Source organism: Bacillus sp. GbtcB10 (genome assembly GCF_019091365.1).
GTDB lineage: Bacteria > Bacillota > Bacilli > Bacillales > Bacillaceae > Bacillus > Bacillus altitudinis.
Genome location: NZ_JAGXJP010000001.1, coordinates 926,575 through 946,372, shown reverse-complemented (window position 1 = coordinate 946,372; position 19,798 = coordinate 926,575). Strand labels below are relative to the sequence as shown.

At 37.7% G+C, this 19,798-nt stretch carries 23 protein-coding genes; 17 read left to right on the top strand and 6 right to left on the bottom strand.

Annotation, left to right across the window (positions count from 1 at the left end; genetic code table 11):
- Window positions 1–309: 309 nt before the first annotated feature.
- The 6 genes from KVT11_RS05050 (at window position 310) to KVT11_RS05025 (ending at window position 6,891) form a co-directional block, all read left to right on the top strand.
- Window positions 310–1,152 (top strand): PRD domain-containing protein, encoded by an 843-nt coding sequence (locus KVT11_RS05050; RefSeq protein ID WP_008343748.1) that lies wholly within the window; start codon window positions 310–312, stop codon window positions 1,150–1,152.
- A gap of 118 nt (window positions 1,153–1,270) precedes the next feature.
- The gene (locus tag KVT11_RS05045; protein ID WP_116306929.1) at window positions 1,271–3,163 is read left to right on the top strand and encodes a beta-glucoside-specific PTS transporter subunit IIABC; all 1,893 of its coding nucleotides are present in this window, start codon (window positions 1,271–1,273) and stop codon (window positions 3,161–3,163) included.
- A gap of 14 nt (window positions 3,164–3,177) precedes the next feature.
- On the top strand, window positions 3,178–4,653 hold the full coding sequence (locus tag KVT11_RS05040; RefSeq protein ID WP_019744144.1) for a glycoside hydrolase family 1 protein: 1,476 nt from the start codon (window positions 3,178–3,180) through the stop codon (window positions 4,651–4,653).
- Between the two features lie 235 nt (window positions 4,654–4,888).
- The gene (locus tag KVT11_RS05035) at window positions 4,889–5,290 is read left to right on the top strand and encodes a MerR family transcriptional regulator (protein ID WP_017367349.1); all 402 of its coding nucleotides are present in this window, start codon (window positions 4,889–4,891) and stop codon (window positions 5,288–5,290) included.
- A 26-nt stretch (window positions 5,291–5,316) separates the two neighbouring features.
- Complete coding sequence (locus tag KVT11_RS05030) at window positions 5,317–6,243, top strand: alpha/beta hydrolase fold domain-containing protein (protein ID WP_116306927.1); 927 nt, start codon at window positions 5,317–5,319, stop codon at window positions 6,241–6,243.
- Between the two features lie 225 nt (window positions 6,244–6,468).
- Window positions 6,469–6,891 (top strand): cytidine deaminase, encoded by a 423-nt coding sequence (locus KVT11_RS05025; protein ID WP_017367347.1) that lies wholly within the window; start codon window positions 6,469–6,471, stop codon window positions 6,889–6,891.
- Between the two features lie 43 nt (window positions 6,892–6,934).
- Here KVT11_RS05025 and KVT11_RS05020 read toward each other — a convergent pair whose 3' ends face one another.
- From KVT11_RS05020 to KVT11_RS05010, 3 genes are all read right to left on the bottom strand, one after another.
- On the bottom strand, window positions 6,935–7,702 hold the full coding sequence (locus KVT11_RS05020; RefSeq protein ID WP_076821615.1) for a pentapeptide repeat-containing protein: 768 nt from the start codon (window positions 7,700–7,702) through the stop codon (window positions 6,935–6,937).
- Between the two features lie 405 nt (window positions 7,703–8,107).
- Window positions 8,108–8,419, bottom strand: a complete 312-nt coding sequence (locus tag KVT11_RS05015) for a monooxygenase (RefSeq protein ID WP_076821617.1) — start codon at window positions 8,417–8,419, stop codon at window positions 8,108–8,110.
- A gap of 11 nt (window positions 8,420–8,430) precedes the next feature.
- Window positions 8,431–9,354: a DsbA family protein gene (locus tag KVT11_RS05010; RefSeq protein ID WP_116306925.1), complete on the bottom strand. Its 924-nt coding sequence runs from the start codon at window positions 9,352–9,354 to the stop codon at window positions 8,431–8,433.
- 181 nt (window positions 9,355–9,535) lie between these two features.
- Between KVT11_RS05010 and KVT11_RS05005 the strand changes: the two genes are divergently transcribed.
- From KVT11_RS05005 to KVT11_RS04995, 3 genes are all read left to right on the top strand, one after another.
- On the top strand, window positions 9,536–10,105 hold the full coding sequence (locus KVT11_RS05005; RefSeq protein ID WP_076821622.1) for a TetR/AcrR family transcriptional regulator: 570 nt from the start codon (window positions 9,536–9,538) through the stop codon (window positions 10,103–10,105).
- A 72-nt stretch (window positions 10,106–10,177) separates the two neighbouring features.
- On the top strand, window positions 10,178–10,603 hold the full coding sequence (locus tag KVT11_RS05000) for a MarR family winged helix-turn-helix transcriptional regulator (RefSeq protein ID WP_061407997.1): 426 nt from the start codon (window positions 10,178–10,180) through the stop codon (window positions 10,601–10,603).
- Window positions 10,604–10,766: 163 nt separating this feature from the next.
- The gene (locus KVT11_RS04995) at window positions 10,767–11,114 is read left to right on the top strand and encodes a DoxX family protein (protein ID WP_076821624.1); all 348 of its coding nucleotides are present in this window, start codon (window positions 10,767–10,769) and stop codon (window positions 11,112–11,114) included.
- A gap of 72 nt (window positions 11,115–11,186) precedes the next feature.
- Here KVT11_RS04995 and KVT11_RS04990 read toward each other — a convergent pair whose 3' ends face one another.
- Entirely contained in the window at window positions 11,187–11,375 is a 189-nt protein-coding gene (locus tag KVT11_RS04990; protein WP_058213719.1) for a hypothetical protein, read from the bottom strand.
- A gap of 256 nt (window positions 11,376–11,631) precedes the next feature.
- Between KVT11_RS04990 and KVT11_RS04985 the strand changes: the two genes are divergently transcribed.
- The 5 genes from KVT11_RS04985 (at window position 11,632) to KVT11_RS04965 (ending at window position 15,890) form a co-directional block, all read left to right on the top strand.
- On the top strand, window positions 11,632–12,792 hold the full coding sequence (locus tag KVT11_RS04985; RefSeq protein ID WP_116306923.1) for an FAD-dependent oxidoreductase: 1,161 nt from the start codon (window positions 11,632–11,634) through the stop codon (window positions 12,790–12,792).
- A 63-nt stretch (window positions 12,793–12,855) separates the two neighbouring features.
- Window positions 12,856–13,515, top strand: a complete 660-nt coding sequence (locus tag KVT11_RS04980; protein WP_052320592.1) for a TetR/AcrR family transcriptional regulator — start codon at window positions 12,856–12,858, stop codon at window positions 13,513–13,515.
- Window positions 13,516–13,677: 162 nt separating this feature from the next.
- Window positions 13,678–14,328 (top strand): helix-turn-helix transcriptional regulator, encoded by a 651-nt coding sequence (locus KVT11_RS04975; protein WP_035700980.1) that lies wholly within the window; start codon window positions 13,678–13,680, stop codon window positions 14,326–14,328.
- Window positions 14,329–14,339: 11 nt separating this feature from the next.
- Window positions 14,340–14,714, top strand: a complete 375-nt coding sequence (locus KVT11_RS04970) for a RidA family protein (protein ID WP_017367342.1) — start codon at window positions 14,340–14,342, stop codon at window positions 14,712–14,714.
- Between the two features lie 72 nt (window positions 14,715–14,786).
- Window positions 14,787–15,890 (top strand): threonine synthase, encoded by a 1,104-nt coding sequence (locus KVT11_RS04965; RefSeq protein ID WP_048001473.1) that lies wholly within the window; start codon window positions 14,787–14,789, stop codon window positions 15,888–15,890.
- A gap of 395 nt (window positions 15,891–16,285) precedes the next feature.
- On the opposite strand, the gene KVT11_RS04960 is transcribed toward KVT11_RS04965, so the two are convergent.
- Window positions 16,286–16,630 carry a winged helix-turn-helix transcriptional regulator gene (locus KVT11_RS04960; protein ID WP_017359567.1) on the bottom strand — a complete coding sequence of 115 codons (345 nt, stop codon included), beginning with the start codon at window positions 16,628–16,630 and terminating at the stop codon, window positions 16,286–16,288.
- Window positions 16,631–16,753: 123 nt separating this feature from the next.
- Here KVT11_RS04960 and KVT11_RS04955 point away from each other — a divergent pair, with 123 nt between their 5' ends.
- A complete protein-coding gene (locus KVT11_RS04955) occupies window positions 16,754–17,335 on the top strand; it encodes an NAD(P)H-dependent oxidoreductase (RefSeq protein ID WP_017359568.1) in 582 nt (193 codons plus the stop codon).
- Between the two features lie 218 nt (window positions 17,336–17,553).
- On the opposite strand, the gene KVT11_RS04950 is transcribed toward KVT11_RS04955, so the two are convergent.
- A complete protein-coding gene (locus KVT11_RS04950) occupies window positions 17,554–18,135 on the bottom strand; it encodes a TetR/AcrR family transcriptional regulator (RefSeq protein WP_017367339.1) in 582 nt (193 codons plus the stop codon).
- A gap of 231 nt (window positions 18,136–18,366) precedes the next feature.
- Here KVT11_RS04950 and KVT11_RS04945 point away from each other — a divergent pair, with 231 nt between their 5' ends.
- Both KVT11_RS04945 and KVT11_RS04940 read left to right on the top strand, forming a co-directional pair.
- Window positions 18,367–19,011 carry an NAD(P)-dependent oxidoreductase gene (locus KVT11_RS04945; RefSeq protein ID WP_007499309.1) on the top strand — a complete coding sequence of 215 codons (645 nt, stop codon included), beginning with the start codon at window positions 18,367–18,369 and terminating at the stop codon, window positions 19,009–19,011.
- A gap of 127 nt (window positions 19,012–19,138) precedes the next feature.
- Window positions 19,139–19,759 carry an FMN-dependent NADH-azoreductase gene (locus KVT11_RS04940; RefSeq protein WP_025207412.1) on the top strand — a complete coding sequence of 207 codons (621 nt, stop codon included), beginning with the start codon at window positions 19,139–19,141 and terminating at the stop codon, window positions 19,757–19,759.
- Window positions 19,760–19,798: the final 39 nt, after the last annotated feature.

Below are 19,798 nucleotides of genomic sequence, written 5' to 3'. Positions count from 1 at the left end.
AAACCCATTGTACAACCTCAACCTTAACTCGTATTAATCCGAACCTTACAGCAACCTTAAATATGTTAAACTGTAAAAAGACAAGGAAAGATAAAATGATTATGGGTATTTTAATCTATTTTTTCAGAAAAAAATAGTTGACTTTGGTCATCCATCTATTTAAAATAAAGTCGTAACCGATGCAGGAGTGTTACTGATATGATCAGGCACCACCAAGTCAGGTAAACAGATTGTACATTTGTACGTTGTTTGCTGAGATTTTGGTGTTTTTTTATGCTTTTTTAGCATTTTAGGTAAGGTGGGATGAGGATGTTCACCGTCGTTAAAGTTTTAAATAATAATATCGTATTAGCTCTAACAGAGGCTCAAAATGAAGTCGTTGTGTTTGGAACAGGAATAGGTTTTAAAAAGAAGAAAGGTGATACACTTGATGAGAGCGCTGTCAGTAAGACATTTTATTCTGATCAGACGTCTCCATTAGAATCTCAACTTGCCGCTATCCCAACTGATATCCTTTTATTAACTGAAAAAATCATTCGCGTAGGCGAAGAGATGTTGAATAAGAAGTTAGGTTCCAGCGCGCTCTTTTCGCTATCCGATCATCTCACCTTCGCTATTCAAAGGCACGAAGAAAAAATGGCGTATGAAAACCCCATTGTGTGGGAAATTCCACATCTCTATTTTCAAGAATATCAAGTCGGGAAAAAAGCACTGACAATTATTCAAAAGATGATGGGCATTTCTTTTGAAGATACTGAAGCTTCACTCATTGCCCTGCATTTTGTAAACGCTCAAATAGATGGTCAGTCTATGGGAGACACCATTAAGATGACTCACCTGACGAAAGAAATCGTCAAAATCATTCAAAATATTTTCGAGATGATATTGGATAAATCATCCATTAATTATTCGAGGTTTATTACCCACTTGAGATATTTTATTGTCAGGCAGGAAACCAACCAACCACCGCAGCAGATGGATGACTCGTTAAAAGAATTAATACAGGATCGTTATATGAAGAGTTATGCCTGCGGATTGATCATCAAAGAAATGTTAAAACGAGAATTCAATTGGAATGTGACAGAAGACGAACTTGTTTTTTTAGTCATCCATATTGAGCGAATCACAAAGGAACACCAAAAAAATAAATGATTTCTTTTAGGCGTGTTATGAAAAAGCATTAACCTAAACAAATCTCCATGAGAAAGAATGATCTTTTCTATGGTGGATTTTGTTTAGGTTTTTTTTGTGAAAATGAAGGGGTGAAAGCATGGAAAACAAAGAATTGGCTGGAAAAATTGTGAAATTAATTGGTGGAACCGAAAATATATCTCAAAGTTGGCATTGTATCACACGGCTAAGGTTTAATCTCAACGATGAAAGTCAGGTAAAAGTAGATGAGCTGAAAACATTAGATGGTGTTTTAGGTGCTCAATTCCAAAGTGGACAGTTCCAAGTCATTATTGGAGCAAAGGTAGCAGAGGTTTATGAGGAAATCGATCATCTGGCCGGTCATAGTAGCAATGATTCTGCTCCTGTTAAAAACACGTCAAAGATGAACCCAATTGAAGTCGTATTCGATGTGATCAGCGGGATTTTCACACCTATTTTGCCAGCGATTGTTGGTAGTGGATTGATCAAAGGGATCATGGCACTGTTCGTTAGCTTAGGCTGGCTGACGGAGACAAGCTCTACCTATCAAGTACTTCAAATTTTTTCAAATGCTGTCTTTTACTTTTTACCTTTCCTCATTGCTTATTCGGCAGCGAAGAAATTTAAAACGCGAGAATCTCTCGCACTCGCATTAGCAGGGATTTTACTTTATCCAACGATGATCGAAGGTGCAGCAAAAGGAGCAGACCCGTTAAGTTTTTTAGGGTTAAGTATTCCACTAAATAATTACACATCTTCTGTATTACCAATTATTTTAGGTGTGCTATTACTAAGTTTTGTCGATAAGTGGATAACAAAAGCGATCCCAAAATCCTTAAGTATCGTATTTACACCGGTACTGAGCCTGATGATCACGGCTCCTCTTACACTGGCTTTTATCGCTCCTATTGGGAACGTTTCTGGGCATTATTTAGAAATCTTTTTCACTTCTTTGTTCAATTTCGCTGGTCCGATTGCCGGTTTATTAATGGGAGGCCTTATGCCACTCATTGTGTTAACTGGAATGCATTACGCATTCTTCCCAAGCACGTTAGCCAGCTTTGAAAAAGTGGGTTACGATATCATGCTGCTTCCGATGAATTTCATTGCGAATATGGCACAAGCAGGCGCTGTGTTAGGTGTCATCATCCGCACCAAGCGGGTAGAAACAAGGTCTTTGGCGCTTTCAACATTGCTTCCTAGTTTCTTCGGGATCACAGAACCAGCCATTTATGGAGTCACACTTAGACTAAAAAAACCTTTTTATGCTTCATTAATTGGCGGCGCAGTCGGTGGATGTTTTTACGGTTTATTTTCAGTTAAAACGACAGCCTTTTCGATCCCAGGCATTACTTCACTGCCAACTTACATTATGAAAGGGACAAATAATTTTCAGCTGGCTCTGATTGGAATCGCCCTTAGCTTCATCGTGTCACTTCTCATCACCATTCTCCTTGGATTTCAGGAGTCTGTCACGGCCGCTAACGAGCAAGCAGCAGAAAAGCGAAATCACACTGAGAGTACAGAGAATCAACAAATGTCTAAGCAAACAAACCCTTATGAAGTTCAAGCACCTATGAGTGGAAAGGTCATTCCTTTATCTGAAGTGAATGATTCCGTGTTCTCAAGTGAAATGATGGGGAAGGGAGTCGCAATTTTGCCTGATAAGGGGGTGGTACAAGCACCGTTCTCAGGAAAAGTAGTGACTGTTACACCTACTAAACATGCCATCGGACTCGTTTCAGATGATGGGATTGAATTATTGATCCACGTGGGGATTGATACCGTCAGCCTAAATGGCCAATTCTTTGATGTACTGGTAAAAGAGGGCGATGAGATGAAGACGGGGGATCATTTATTATCGTTTGATATAGAAGGAATTCAATCAAACCATTTAGATGTAGTGACACCTATTATCGTCACAAATTCAACGCAATACCTTGATGTGATTCATACAGGTGACGCTCATGTCACCGCAGGTCAAAATAAGCTCTTAATGCTTATTCACTAATATAAAGAGAAGGGATGATTGAAATGAAGAATGTAAAAAAAGGATTTTCAGATGATTTTTTATGGGGTGGCGCAACTGCTGCCAATCAAATAGAAGGCGCATACTTAGAAGGTGGCAAGGGCCTGTCGACGTCAGACTTTGCTGCATATAAAGATCCTTATGAAAAAGGAAAAGTGAACAACTTTACTTTCGATGTGAGTTCAGCTGAATTAACAAGATACAAGGAACAACCCGATGAATTTGATTTCCCGAAAAGACGCGGAATCGATTTTTACCATCGATATGAAGAGGATATTGCACTATTTGCAGAGATGGGCTTTAAAGTGTTTCGCTTGTCTATTTCATGGGCAAGAATCTTTCCAACTGGTTTAGAAGACAAGCCGAACGAAGAAGGATTGGCTTTTTACGATAACGTATTTGATGAGTGTGCGAAATATGGAATTGAACCGTTAGTCACGATGTCTCACTATGAAATGCCGATTACTTTAACAGAGAAATATAATGGCTGGATGAGTAGAGAACTTGTCCCGTTGTTTGAAAAATATGCCCGTGCCATTTTAGAAAGATATAAAAATAAAGTGAAGTATTGGATTACATTCAATGAAATGAATATGAACCTCAACAGCCTTTACACCGGTGCTGGAATTTTAGAGGACCTAGTAGACCATAAATTACAGGCTGCGTATCAAGCATCACATCATCAATTTATCGCCAGCGCTCTCACTGTGAAGGCTGCAAAAGAAATCATTCCAAATGTCCAAATTGGCTGTATGATAAACCAAATTGAAGCCTATGCAAAAACAACGAAACCAGAGGACCAGCTGCAAGCGGTAAAATCGAACCAATTGAATATGTTCTATCCGGATGTTCAAGCTAGAGGTGAATATCCAACATACATGGTGAAATATTTTGCTGACAACGACATCAAACTTGATATCGAAGAGCAGGATGAGCAAATTTTGAAAGAGGGCATCGTTGATTTTGTGGCGATCAGCTACTATATGTCCCACGTAGCAGAAGCCCGAGAAGATGCAGCCGAGCTAGCGGGTACATTTGATAGTCCGATCAAAAATGAGCATTTGGAGTTATCACAATGGGATTGGCCAATTGATCCAATGGGTCTGCGCATTTCATTAATTAAACTGTATGACAGATACCAAAAACCTTTATTTGTTTGTGAAAACGGACTTGGCGCAAGAGATACATTGACACCAGACAGAGAAATTCACGACGATTATCGAATTGATTATTTAAAACAACATATTGAACAGATGAAAGAAGCAGTCAAAGAAGGTGTCGACTTAATGGGGTATACACCATGGGGTTGTATTGACTTAATTAGCTGCGGAACATCTCAAATGAGTAAACGCTATGGTTTGATCTATGTAGATCAAGACGACAGAGGGAATGGGACATTAAATCGTTACAAAAAAGATTCCTTCTACTGGTACAAAAAAGTGATTGCAACAAATGGGGAAGATTTATCATAATCCAGATAGAATGATGATGACACCATTGCATCCGCCTTAATTGGCCGGGTACGATGGTGTTTTTTTGTTTACCGAAAAGTAACCTCAATTATGTCATAGCAAGCGCTAGAGATCTCTTTGCTACAATCATTTGATAACAAAAGTTGGCCGAAAAATGTTTCACCTTGACCTTGAAGTATAGTTCAACCTTTATAATGTACATATAGTAAAACAAAATAATAAAAAAGGAGTAACGATGGAGTTGATGACTAGAGGAGAACTTGCCAAAAAAACAGGAGTAAGTCCTGCCGCAATTCGTTACTATGAAGAGCACAACATATTACCTGCTCCAAGACGACGTTCAAACGGTTACAGATTCTATACAGACGACTATGTTGTGAAAATTCAATTGATCAAAGATGCGAAAACGCTCGGTTATTCATTAAAGGAAATAGCTGAAATTATGGACATGCTAAGTCAAGACATAGACCTTGATACCCTAAGACAAATTGTCCATCTTAAACATGAAGAAATTGAAAAGAAAATTAAAAGCCTTCGTCTCATTCAAGACCTTTTATCTAACTTATTAAAAACCCCTGAAAAAAAAGTACAAGTCTACTTGGAATCATTTCGTGTTCCGAAGCAGGATGATCAATAAACCTATTGGGTGAAGGAGAGAAAAAAATGAGTGTAGAAATGTATCATGGTGAACGTTCTAAAGAAAGTATTCAATTTGAAACATTATTCGCTTCGCAAAGTAATAAAGAGAGTTTCTCTAGTATCGAACAGACAAAAAAATTTCTTGAGCAAAAAGGAATTGAAAATACGCAGCCTTATGCCATTGGAGATGATGTGAAGTTAATCAGTGAGGTACAAGAGCAGACATTCGAAGGCATGCAAGTTTTCACATTGAATGAACAAGCATCACAAAATCAAAAAGTCATTCTCTATCTACATGGTGGTGCGTGGACAAATCAGCCTTTGAATGTCCATTGGTGGTTCATGGATAAAATGGCGCAATCACTAGGTGCGAAAGTAGTCGCTCCCATTTACCCAAAAGTACCTCATTATAGCAACCAGGATACGTATCCGAAAATGCTTAACCTATATAAAGACCTTCTGAAAACTGCTGGAAGTGCCAATCAATTGACGATCATGGGAGATTCAGCTGGCGGAAACATCTCACTTGGTCTTGCGCACCTTTTAAAGAAAGAGGATCTGCCGCAGCCGAAGGATATCGTGTTACTATCTGCGTGTGTGGATATGAGTATGAGAAACCCTCTCATATTTGAATATGCAAAAAAAGATCCGATTCTAGGTCATGAAGGAATGGGAGTCATCACAAAATTGTGGGCAGCTGATCAAAGTCTCACAGACCCATTGATTAGTCCGATTTACGGTGACTTTAAAGGGCTCGGGAAGATCACTCATTTTATCGGAACACATGATATGTTATATCCAGATGCCATAAAGCTCGATGAAAAACTATCAGCACAAGGAATGGACATCAAAACCTTTGTTTATCCTGAAATGCTGCATGTGTTTGTTGTCATGCCAATTCCAGAAGCGGCAGATGCTCTGAAGAAAATCATTCAAGTGATCAATCGATAGGGATTCAGTTCACACCTAGAAAGGGTAAATGTTCTGATGTAAATAAGGGAAAAGGTTGCTTACTTGAAAGCAGCCTTTTTCAATTGAATATGAAATAAATTCAAAATGGCCATTCACTACAGATTAAACGGTCTTTTGGCTGGTTAGTAAAGGAGAGTGAAGTTCAGTTCATCACCTCATGTTTGATATAATACATACGAGCAGTGAGGCGAAAGGGGAAACGCGATGAAAACGTTTGATCTATCACAAGAAGATATCGAATTAATAGACGAAGCAAAAAAGAAGATAATCAGTCTTTATGAAGATGACAAGCATCATGTAGGAGCAGCTATCCGGATGAAAACAGGAGAAATCATATCAGCTGTCCATATAGAAGCCTATATCGGACGGGTAACTGTTTGTGCAGAAGCCATTGCGATTGGCAGCGCTTTATCGAATGGATACAAAGATTTTGATACAATTGTTGCAGTGAGACACCCTTATTCAGATGAAAAAGATAGAAGAATTAGAGTAGTCAGCCCTTGTGGCATCTGCCGAGAGCTCATTTCAGACTTTGGACCAACATGTTTTGTCATCCTTGATATGGATGGGGAGCTGGTCAAGGTGAAAATCGAAGAACTCATTCCGCTCAAATATACTAGAAGCTGATGTACGACATAAAGATAAAGTAGGAAAAGGGATGTAGCAAACGTTACATGTGATCCTTGCTACATCCAAGATGACTGAAAAAGCGTTCAACAAAAGCGGCCCCATGTATGTTCTCCATATATTTCGTGTTAAAAATATACTGTTCCATTTGTTCAAGCTTCCGCAGACTCCGCACTAGTATTTTCCGATCATGATCAGACAGAGTAGGATCATCATCTATCTTCTCTAAGGCCTTTTTCACACGTGCAGATACATGTTCAACATATAAATGGTTTTTGGATGCTGGCGGAATACATACCGCTAGGTCACAGCCTAAAAAACGAACACCATCAAGGGTGCAGTTTTCAAAATTGGCGATCAGCTTTTGTTTGCCATTTCCCTCAAACGTTATATCTATTAGCTTACCAGCAAAGGTACAATTGACGATGTTCGCTGCCTGTAAAACACGGTCATTGAATCTACAATTAGAGAAAGTACAATCGATAAACGTAGCATTCTCCAATGTCATTCCCCTCATATCGCAGGAAGAAAATTCGCAATTGGTGAAGACAGCTTCGTTTTTGCCAATGCCCACAGAGCGCAAGTCTGAATGACTAAAAGTACAATGATCAATCGTACTACCGGCAAAAAATCTCGCATTCGTCAGATCACACGTATCAAATACAAGATGATCCAAGTGACAGCTCCAAAAAATAGGAAAACGAACATTTGAGTTGATGATTGTCGTTCTGCTGATTGTTTCGTTTTCATACCTGGTCACATCAGAAAATGCTTCGTTGTCTACTGATATACCAGACTCAAGTCTTCTCATCGCTATCACCCTATCATTTCTTCAGAAATTTTTCACCATCATGATGTTCATTCAGCAAGTTCATTTTCCATCAGCTCTTGTCTTTGACTCAAGATTATATCACAATACGATACTCAGCCAGCAAAGAACCGATATTCATTTTCATGATGAAAGGAGCATAAAAGAACGAAAAGGTTTGACACATTTCCAGAACCAATCGGTAGCTACATAGGAATCCAGATGGATTTTGAGTAAACGACAGGCAGAAGATGTAAGGTACGTAGCCGATCATCTTCACAAACTAAACTCTGGAGAGGGGAAACTGCTGATCCTAACCTTTTAATGAATCGGTTTAAAGTTGAATATCTTACTTCATTCATAAGAAAAAAGAGCAGTCAACAACCGCTCTTTTTTCGTGTGTTAATCTTAATGCGTTTTTAATGGACCTTTTGTGATATGAGTCAGCTCAGCGTTTATATTAAAGATTTTCGCATTGATGTCTGTTATGCCAAAGCTAGTGATTCTTTTAGAATGCATATCGAGATATGTTTGAGCTTCTTCTTTTGTTTCAAATAAATAAATTCCGCCAGCCTCATTTTTCTCAGGACTCTCCGTCCATATCTTCCATATGAACCCATCCTCTTCATTAATACTTCTCGCTAAATCAGAAAACTCTTTTGCCAATTCATCTCCGAAAGGGCCATTCATCTTAAAATCTACTTGTAATACGTAAGCCATCGTTATTCTCCTTATATTGAAGTTGTGAAATACTGTTCTCCTAGAACTTCTTTCATTTGGAACGATTCTTGTGAAAGTTCTTTCTCCATAAAAGATCGCACATCCGATTGATCAACATCGTACATCACTTCAATCTCTTTAGAGAATAGACATTTTTCTTTTTCGAGTAAGGCAGAAACCACGGGTAGCTTTTTCGGTTGAAGCTCTTCTGTGTTTAAAGCTTGCTTTAAACCATCAATATAGACGTCTAATGGTCGACCACCCGTGATTTTAACTCCTTTATTTTCTTCATTGACGAAGATGATGGTCGGAAAACCTCTTGCACCGAGGTCTCGAACAAGAGCAAAATCTTGATTTAATAAGTCTTGTCCGCTAGGGAGCTCCGTTTCATGTAAAATCTCATCTCCGTTCAATCCAAGGTTGTTGACGATATCAATCAAAACTGCAATATCCGATATATTTTGATTGAATGCAAATAGCGCTTCTCTTGCACGGCGTAAAAACGTATAAGCTTGTTCATCACCGTGATGTTTTTGAATCACTTTGAACACACGAGAGGACGGATAGGAGGATTGAACAGGATTGTCAATCATTAAGGACCCATCAATTGGCATGCGAGAATGTTCTCCGACTTCTCTCCAGTGACCTGCAACATCAGCAGGCTTATAAATTCCGTTCGCAGGATCAATTGGACCGTCATGCCATTTCTCTAGCAGTCCACCTAACACAGTCTGGAAATGAAAGTAATGTCCGTATTGCTCTTTAAATCGGCGCAGGACAGGTTCAATTGCCCAGCAATGAGAACAAATTGGATCTGTTACATAGTAGAGCGTAATGTTTTTTTTAGGTTGGTGAAAGTCAATGACCTGGATATCTTCTTCACCTACACCGCATACACCAGTTTCTAAATCACAAAACATGTCATTATTTTTCAAGTTGTTTCCTCCTTAATTTTTCAGGAAAAAATGTGTCCTGATCAGTTGTTTGAATCAAGTCATCATTTGCTTTACAATTGTATCTTAAGACAGAATGAGTGAGATCAACACCAATAATTTCTTCAATTTGTTGTTTATCCGACAGATTCAAGCATGTGTTTAAAAAGAAGGGGGGAAGAAGATGACGCAGCCAAAGACAGATCCGCGTGTATTAAGAACGCGCAAATTAATCATGGAGTCTTTCATGAAGCTTTCATCGAAAAAGGAATTTAAGGATATTACGGTGAAAGATGTGACAGCAGAAGCCCTGATTAACCGAGCCACGTTTTATTATCATTTTGAGGATAAATACGATTTATTAGATAAAACACTCTCAGAAGTATTGTCAATTAATTTAGAAAGTATCAATTTTAACAATAGTAAACTAGATGAAGATACAATGATGAATATTTTTAAAGCGCTAGCCAGTTTCCAACAATCTCTTCATAACCGCTGCCAAGTAGAATATGAAACTGAACTTGCTCCAATTGTTCGAGAACAGCTTGAAATTATTTTTTATCAGTTGTTAGTGAATAAATATACAAATGTCGAAAAGCAAGTGTTGAAGGTCACGGCTGTTTTTTTAAGCTGGGGAATTCACGGAGCTTCTGTTGAGTGGAGAAAAAATAGTTCGCACATATCTTCAGAAGAATTCATTAAATCAGCATTGCCGTATATCATGTCAGGAATTGATTTTAAGCATAACATGTAGACAATTTGACAATGTTTAACCGCTCCACTAATATAAATGCTATAGCATATAAAATGATTAGAGGGTGTTTGCATGAAGTTACATGATTTAATAGGTTATCTCGTTCATCGCACTGATGTGAAAATGACGAATTATTTTACGAATAGGTTAAAGCCATACGGTGTTACACCAGAGCAGTGGAGTATTATCAGTATTCTTAGCCGTGAAAAAGGTGCGACTCAAAAAGAATTGGCAGAAGGCATTGATAAAAATCAAACCACTGTCGTAAGAATGATCCAGTCAATGGAACGAAAAGGGCTTGTCAAAAAAATCTATAATGAACAAGACCGGCGCTCGCATCACCTATTTTTAACAGAAAAAGGGGACGAGATCAAAAAGGCGATTCTTCCTGTCGTCATGGATGCACATCGAACTGTGACAAATCAATTAAGTGATGAAGAGATTGAACAATTAAAATTACTTTTAAACAAATTATTCTATTCAGACTATCCATCTTGATAAATCTATAAGGTAGAAACAACCTCTATTTTTGTATGATATATGCTATGACATATAAATTCCATCCATTCAATGTGGAAGTGGGAAGTGAGATTTTATCAAGATGGCCCCAGAAACCGGTGTCCATTAAGCGACCCTTTCTGGTCAAATAACTTAGAAAGATGTGATCACTATTTTCATTCTTATTCTACAAATTGTATTGGCCGTTTTCTTTTTCCTCACAGGAACGAAAATCATATCTGGAAAAATGGCAGAAGAGTTCAAACGATTTGGTTTACCCGCATTTTTCAATATTTTAACGGGGGCTCTTGAGTTAATAGGCGCTGCTGGAATGCTAGCCGGCATATGGATCCCAACATTAGCATTATTATCAGGCTTATTGTTAGGAGGTACGATGCTGGCAGCTGCATTTACTTTGATCGTATTGGCCAAAGATCCCTTTAAAAAAGCAATCCCTGCACTTGTTTTATTCGCTCTCAGTATCGGTGTCAGCTTATACCACATTCTTTAAATTCATATTAAAAAGCCACAAAAACCTAAACAAATCTCCACTGTTCATGACGGTAGATTTTGTTTAGGTTTTTTAGCGATTGAATTGCTTTCGAAGCACTAGGCACGAGACAGCAAATACTGCGAAAGCGCCCGCTGATCCAGCAGCAAACACCAGCTCAGTTTGCTCTGGTTTGACTTTGAATAACAAAGGGATAGAAAGAATAAGTGCGGCACCACTAAAGCCTAATCCTAATATCAACATGGCCAATAATTTATTCATAGAAACACCTCTTACACTTAGAGTGAGAACAATGGAGACCTACTGATCTAAGTATCATTGTTATGATTCGACAACCTTTAACCTTCCTAGATGGAGTGTATCATATGATGGTGGGCGATGGGTTTCTTTTCATGAAAACAAAATCGTACAACAAACGATTTTAAACGAACACTGTTCTTTACGAACGATGTTCGTTATAATATAAATGAAATGGAATTTAAAACGATTTCCACAAAGGGATGAGGAGATGCAGAAGATGACGTCATTATCTAAGAATCAAAAGCAAATCGCTATCATCGGAGGAGGACCTGGGGGACTAACACTTGCCTTAATTTTGCAAAATTACGGTATACAAACAACCATTTATGAACGAGAGATGCATGACAAGAGCCTTGAACGAGGCGGCTCACTGGATATTCACGAAGAAACAGGTCAAAAAGCCTTAAAAGAAGCAGGAGTTTATGAGAAATTTCAAAAGAACGCCCGCTATGAAGGGGAAGATTTCCGATTACTTGATAAATCAGGAAGAATTTATTTAGATGAAGAAACGGAATCAGATCAAACAGGTACTCGCCCGGAAATTGATCGTGGTGTGTTATGTGAACTACTATTAGAACAAATTGATGCTGAAACCATCAAATATGGATATAAACTAGAAAGATGCGTTTCATTAGAAAGTGGTATGACCGAGCTTCATTTTGAAAACGGAGTTGTCGAAACAGTTGACCTTTTGATTGGGGCTGATGGTGCTTTTTCTCGTGTGCGTCCTCTGTTAACAGATATTGAGATTGAATACTCTGGGCTCACGATGCTAGAACTGAATGTCTTAAGCGTAGAGGTGAACCACCCTGATTTAGCTGCATTTAATAAACGTGGTAAGATGTTTGCTTTGGCAGACCACAAAGGACTGATTGGGCAGTTAAACGGAGATGGCCGAATCAAAGTGTATGCAAGCCTTATGGTAGAACGCAACTGGATCGAGACTTGTGGTATACCGTTTCATCAAGCAAAAGAACAATTATTAGCGTTATTTAGTGATTGGGATGATCAGCTGAAAAATTATATTCGTTATGCAGAAGATGCCATCATTCCAAGACGGATTTATACGCTTCCTGTCGGTTTCAAATGGAATCGTCATAAAGGAGTAACGCTTATCGGTGATGCAGCTCACGTCATGTCGCCATTCGCAGGCGAGGGTGTGAACATGGCGATGTTTGATGCAAGGGAGCTAGCACTTGCTATTGTCCGGCATCCTCATCATTTTGAAAAGGCGATTGAAGAATACGAAGACATGATATACGAATATTCATCGAAAAAAGCTAATGAATCGGAGAATAGTTTAAAACTGTGTTTTTCAAAAGACGCTGCGGTCAAGCTTGCAAATATGATGAATTCTTTTCAAAAGGATGATGATTGATGCTCAATTTACTATTTTACTTTGACATGTTATAAAGAGAGTATGAACAATTCAAATCGTCGTATGATCAGTCGCCGGTCTCGGCCGGCTAAAGAACCCTTAAGCCGTGAGCTTATTGTGAAAACGGCCTATGAGCTTCTTAAGGAGCATGGGATAGAGGGCATGAGTATGCGTAAGGTGGCTAAAGCACTCGATACGGGACCTGCATCCTTGTATGTCTACGTGAACAATGTTCAAGAACTCAGTGCTTACGTATTGGATTATGGTCTCGGACAAATGGTTTATCCAGATTCAAAGGATATCACATGGAAAGAACAGTTATTCGACCTATTGCATACTTATTTCCTACTGCTATTCGAAAAACCGGGTCTCGCTGAAATTTCTCTTTCCACCATTCCACAAGGAACGAACTTTCTTCAGTTGACCGAACATATTCTCGCTGCATTGCATGAAGGCGGGATCAAATCTACATCTGCAGCATGGGGAGTAGACCTATTGCTGTTATACGTATCTTCTGTAGCATACGAAAAGGTCTCTTGGAAGAAACAAGGCTCTTCACAGATTTCAGACACAAAAAAAGCATTTCTTCAAGCAGACAAAACGCAGTTTCCTTTCATTCATCGTGTAAAAGAAGAAATGTTTGCAGGTGATACCGTATCAATGGAACGGTTCCGATGGGGAATTGACGTCATTTTGTATGGAATCCAGCAGGAAGACAATTAGAAAGGAGCATAAGCAAAAAGCAGTCAATGGCTGCTTTTTTTATATGGTGATTTTCGTATTTGTGATCTTGTGAGCATTACAATATATAAATAAATCTATATATTGTTTTTATATATAAAAAATTATATAATCTAGTGGAATAAAAAAATGAGGTGCTTAGGCATGGAACATATTAAAAAGTTATTAGAGAGTTATATTCCTTTAGCAAAATCTACTGCAAAAATGTTTGGACCAAATTGTGAAGTGGTGATTCATGATTTAACGAATCCTCAAGCATCTGTCATGTTTACAGTAAATAACCATGTGACAGGAAGAGAAATCGGCCAATCATTTGATCATCTAGTCAAGACTGTATTACAATCAGAAGATTTTAAAGAAGATTATCTGGCTGGTTATACATTTGTAACAGAAGATAAGCGTACGATTCGTTCTTCGACTTCATTAATACGTGATTCAAAGCAAAAAGTGATCGGTGCTTTCTGTATCAATTTTGATGTTGAAGCACTGAATCAAATGCAGCAATTTATGGATACTTTTCTTACTACACACGTGGAAGCTCAAGAGAAAGAAACAACATCAAATGATGATCTTGAAAATGTGGAAGAAATAGTAGATCAATTGATTCAACAAATCATTCAAAACAGTGTTCACCCAGTCATGAAACGTCATGAAAAAATTGAACTAATCAAATTTATGGATGAAAAGGGCATTTTTTTAATGAAAGGATCTGTTGAGAAGGTCGCATCTATGTTAGGTATTTCCAAAGTAACCGTCTATAGCTATTTGGATGAAATCAAAAATAAATCGAGGTAAGGAGTGTCAAAATGGAAAGCATACTCGAGGTAGGAAATCTAAAATCAAACGGACACTATGCATTCGCAACCATTCATCAAAACACGGTCTATGTGTCAGGACAATTTGCCATCAATCCTGAAACGACAGAAAAAGAGTTCGGCCCCATTGAAAAAGAGACATTACAAGCGCTTAAGAATGTAGAGATGATTGTAGAGGCTGCTGGAAGTCAAAAAGAAAAGATTTTGCGCATGACATTATACATTTCAGATATTGAATTATGGGACAAAGTAGATGCGGTTTATACTGAATTTTTCGGTGAACATAAACCAGCACGTACGATTGTACCAACGAATGAATTACATTTTGGTTTCAAAATTGAAATGGATGCCATTGCCTATATTTAGAATATTTTTTTGACCACCCTATATAAAAAATTATATTTTATATAAAAAAATATTCAAAGGGGTAGATGATGAATGAATCAATTAATTTGTAACCATTGCGGGGAAAAATATGAGATGACACCAACTCTATGGAAATGTGATTGTGGTGGAGTATTCAATCTAGTGAAAGATACCCCGAAAATAGACGTCACAGCTTGGGATCACTATCCAAATTCATTATGGCGTTATGTTGAAACCATGCCATTTCAAAAAGATTCTAAGACGTGGGAAACTGTGACAATGGGGGAGGGCCAATCTCCTTTAATCGTTCTAGATCCTAATGAGCCAAACACTTATGTAAAAGTTGATTATATGATGCCGACACTATCATTTAAAGACCGTGGAGCAGCTGTGTTAATGACAAAAGCTAAGGAATTAGGGGTAACAAAAGTCATTGCTGATAGCAGCGGGAATGCAGGAACGGCAATTGCTGCGTATGCGGCGCGTTGTGGTATTGCCTGTGACATCTATCTAAGTGATCAAACGTCACCTAAAAAAGTCGCTCAAATAAAAGCCCACGGAGCAACGATTAAAGAAATTCATGGTACACGAGAGGACATTGCAGCTGCGGCCCAAAAGGCAGTAGACGAGGAAAACGTTTTTTATGCAAGCCATGTCTATAACCCTTATTTTTTCGAAGGTACAAAAACATACGCCTATGAAATCTTTGAGCAACTAAAAGGAGCACCGGATGCTTTAATCATTCCGGTTGGAAACGGCACTCTGCTGCTCGGTGCGTATTATGGCTTTAAAGAGTTATTTGAAAATGGTCTCATTCATAAAATACCGAAAATTGTTGCTGTCCAAGCGAAAAACTGCGCACCCCTTGTGAAAGCCTATCAAAATGAAGAAGAATCAGCATCACCTGTCACAAATAAAGGGACTGTAGCAGAAGGGATCGCTATTGCTGCCCCAGCGCGTTCTAAACAAATTTTAGAAGCTGTATACAAGACGAATGGTACGTTTATTGATATTGAAGAAGAAGAAATTATACATGCACGCTCTAAACTGAGTGAGAAAGGATTTTATGTCGAAGTGACATCTGCCATCAATTTTGCGGGTTACATGAAATATCAAAAGGAATCAGAAGAAACCATTATCATACCTCTTTGTGGGGCAGGGATTAAATCAAAATAACCTTAGGACTCTGGTAGAATAGAGCGTTGCGTGCCTCGTTGTCCTATTATAGGTTCAATCAGGAGTAATATTTGCGAAATGAATTTAAATGAAATGGAGGGATTTGGCGGGGACATACCCCTTTGAAAACTTTACAGATGACATCATTCCTTTGCTGGATCTTTCGGATTCTGATAGTTACTTAATGCCAGATGTTTGTAAGACTGTTGCAGTTAGATTACGTCAACTGATCCACAATTGGCCTGATATGATATAGATAAGAAGAACGCTCTCTATCTGGCAGAAGAAATGGAGTTAGCGCATCAACAAAATGAGCCAATCGGATTGATATAAGATGAGAAGAAAGCTACTTTAGAAAGCATGTTTAAACTGTAGTAGCTTTCTTTCCACTCTACCTAATTATTTTTCATTTGTTCCTCTCCCCAATAGCATATCTCATCTAATACAGGCATCAGTGATAAACCCTTTTCAGATAAACTATATTCTACTTTTGGAGGCACTTGGGGATATTCTTTACGATGAATTAAGTGATCCGCCTCAAGCTCTTTTAGTGTATTGGTTAATGTTTTAAAAGAAATCGTTCCGAGCTTACGTTTCAGCTGATTATAGCGAACAGGACCATCGTTTGAATATAAAGCATACAGAACTGGCATTTTATATTTCCCACCAATTAATGACAAAGTATACCCAAAACCAGTATCTTTTAGCTCAGCTTTCGTCTGGAAGGACTCCTCATTCATTTTATACTCTCCTTTGGGTTAGTATCGCACTTTGATTACCGTACTTGTAGTATGTTATAGCATACAATAAAATCAATGTACATCAAAAAATGATGCAAAACTCAGAAAAAGGGTGAATGAATAATGAAAACGATTGTCTATGCACATCCTTGGGATGGAAGCTATAATCATGCCATTTTGACTTCCATAACAGAAAAATTAGAAACAAAGAGAGAACCGTTTCAAGTAATCGATTTATATAAAGATGGATTTAATCCTGTGTTTACAGCTGAAGAATTAAAGCATTTTCATAAAGGAGAAACGCCTTATTCATTAGTGAAGGATTATCAAGAAAAATTAAAACAGTCAACAGAATTGGTATTTATTTTCCCAGTCTGGTGGTGGGATCTACCTGCTATGTTAAAAGGATTTATTGATAAAGTGATGTTAAGCGGTTTCGCATTCATTGAAGATCAAAACACTGGTACTTTGAAAGGTTTATTGACAAATATAAAAAAAACAACCGTGATCTCAACATCTACAACAGATAAGGATTATATTGAATCTGAAGCTGGAAATGCTATTCAAAGCGTTTTTATTAACAGAACGCTAGCTGATTTGGGATTGAAAAATGAATCCACGAAATGGATTCATTTTTCTAGAGTGAACTTAACAACAGATGAAAAGAGAAAGCAATTTTTAAAAGAAATATCCCAGATTATTTGATTTACAGTACAACAAATAAGGGCCATCTTCTACGACCGATTTAATTTATTGAGAAGGTCGTAGAAGTTTTGTCATTTAAGCAACAACAAATCGTGCCTGCCTAATTGACCTCTTGCACTCCTCCAAATACACCATTATTTAAACCCATACCATTTCTGTGTTTTTTTAATATTTTTTATAGCACTGCCGGCTCAAGCAGATTGTTAACATCATTTTCATTAAAGATAATACTGACTCATGCCATTTTTAAAGATAGGCAGGGTCTTAGTCACTAGCTCTTCTGATGAAATAAGTCTTCCATCCTTATTCCATGTGTATGCAGCTCCGTATATCCCCCAACTTAGCATAGTAGATAGGGTTGCTACCATTTGTTTATCCTCTAATTCGATGATGTTTTTAGTTCCTTTTAGCATAAGATCAGCTATTAGTTTCTGTAACTCCTCTTTAATTTTACTTTCGATAATAGTTCCTAAAGAATGATAACCTTTGGGACATAGGTCGCTTATCTCTTTATGGTGATCACACATGGCTAGAAAAATATTTGCAATGACTTTTTCATTGAATCCATCGTGATCATTGAGTCTTTTTTTCAATTTGTCTGTAAATGTATTGGTGATTGTAGAATGTAATAAATCAAATTTATCGTCAAAGTGCGCATAAAATGTAGCCCGGTTAATAGTAGCCTTTTCTGTGATATCACGTACCGTTATATGGTTGAAATCTTTTTCACTAGCTAACGAAAGAAAAGAGTCTACAATCAATTGTCTTGTACGAAGTATTCTCGGATCTTTTTTTGGCATAATTATTTTTTCTTCTCCTTTTAGGGTTCATCATCTTGTCTAAAAACGACAATACATTAGAAGTGTTGCGTAAACTACATATTGGCTATTTTGGTTATTGTTTATTATTCTTTTTCATCTTATCATCAATTATACAACGCGCGTTGCTTAAATAACACATGTTATTACGAAAGATTTTTGATCAAGGAAATCATTGTGATCATTCTGAATAACAAAAGGAGATAGACGACCATGAACATCACTATTTTTGGTGCAACTGGTGCAATCGGTCAACTTTTAACACAATTTGCATTAGAAAACGGAGATATCGTTACGGTATATGTTAGAAACCCTGAGAAAATCAAGCAAAAGCATTCGAATTTACGCATTGTAACGGGTGAACTAACGAACACTTCAGCTATTGAAACGGCAGTTTCAGAAGCTGATGTCGTGATAAGCACCTTAGGTCCCGGCATTGATTTGTCTCGAAAACAAAAAGGTACACCGATCGCCGACGGACATAACCGAATTGTCAAAGCGATGAAGAAGTTCACCAAAAAAAGGTTGATTACACTCGCGACGCCAGCCTTGCAATCTGAAGACGATAAGAAAAGCTTATCGACGATATTGCCAAGAATATTGCCTAAACTTCTCATGCCAAATGGTTATGCCGAAATGAAGAAGATAGGAGAACTGATTAAAGAATCGAACCTGGATTGGACAGTCGTTCGAATCATTAATCCTAATATCAAATACAACGGGCAATCTTACGGTTATTCATTCGGCGATCAGCCAGCTAAAATGTCCGTATCTAGGGAAAATGTCGCTAAACTCATGTATGACGCTGCTAGGCAACACCAATTAATCGGAAAAATGCCCATTGTCTATAATCATTAAATCAGCTTTTTGTATGAGGTTGTTGATTCAGCAGAAATTATAGGAATCATTTAGGGTCATACCAAAATATTGCGTGTGCATTCTTTTTATAAGTATTCAAAATCAAAATCATAAAGGGGACATGATCATGTCAAAAGTATTATTTGTTAAAGGAACACCTCAAAGTGAGGAACAATCAAGAAGTACGCAAGTTGCTAGAGCATTTATCACTGAATATAAGAAAGTAAATCCAACGGATGAAATAATAGAAGTAGATGTCTATTATGCAAATGTGCCATTAATCGATGCTGATTTTTTAACTGGACAAAAGAAGTTAAGAAGTGGGGAAGTGCTAACAGATGTTGAATCACAAAAAATAGAAGCAGTGAATGCATTCACAAAGCAATTTATGGAAGCAGATAAATATATCATTCAGTCTTCAATGTGGAATTTAGGAATCCAACCTTTATTAAAAGCCTATTTTGATACAATCATGAGTGCTGGAAAAACGTTTAAATATACATCAGAAGGTCCAGAAGGATTGATGAAAGGGAAAAAAGCAATCCATATTCATGGTATGGGAGGATTTTATTCGCAGGCAATTGGAATGGAACATTCCGATTCTTACGTAAGAGGTGCGCTGAAGTTTGTTGGAATTGAAGTGGAACCAACGATTTTTGTTGAAGGTATTGACTATGATCCAACTAAAGAAGAAGAAATTGTTACTTCAACAATTGAAAAAGCAAAAACGGTAGCACGAACGTTTTAAAAAAGAGCATTGGTGGGATTAGTTAAAAAGATTTTAATT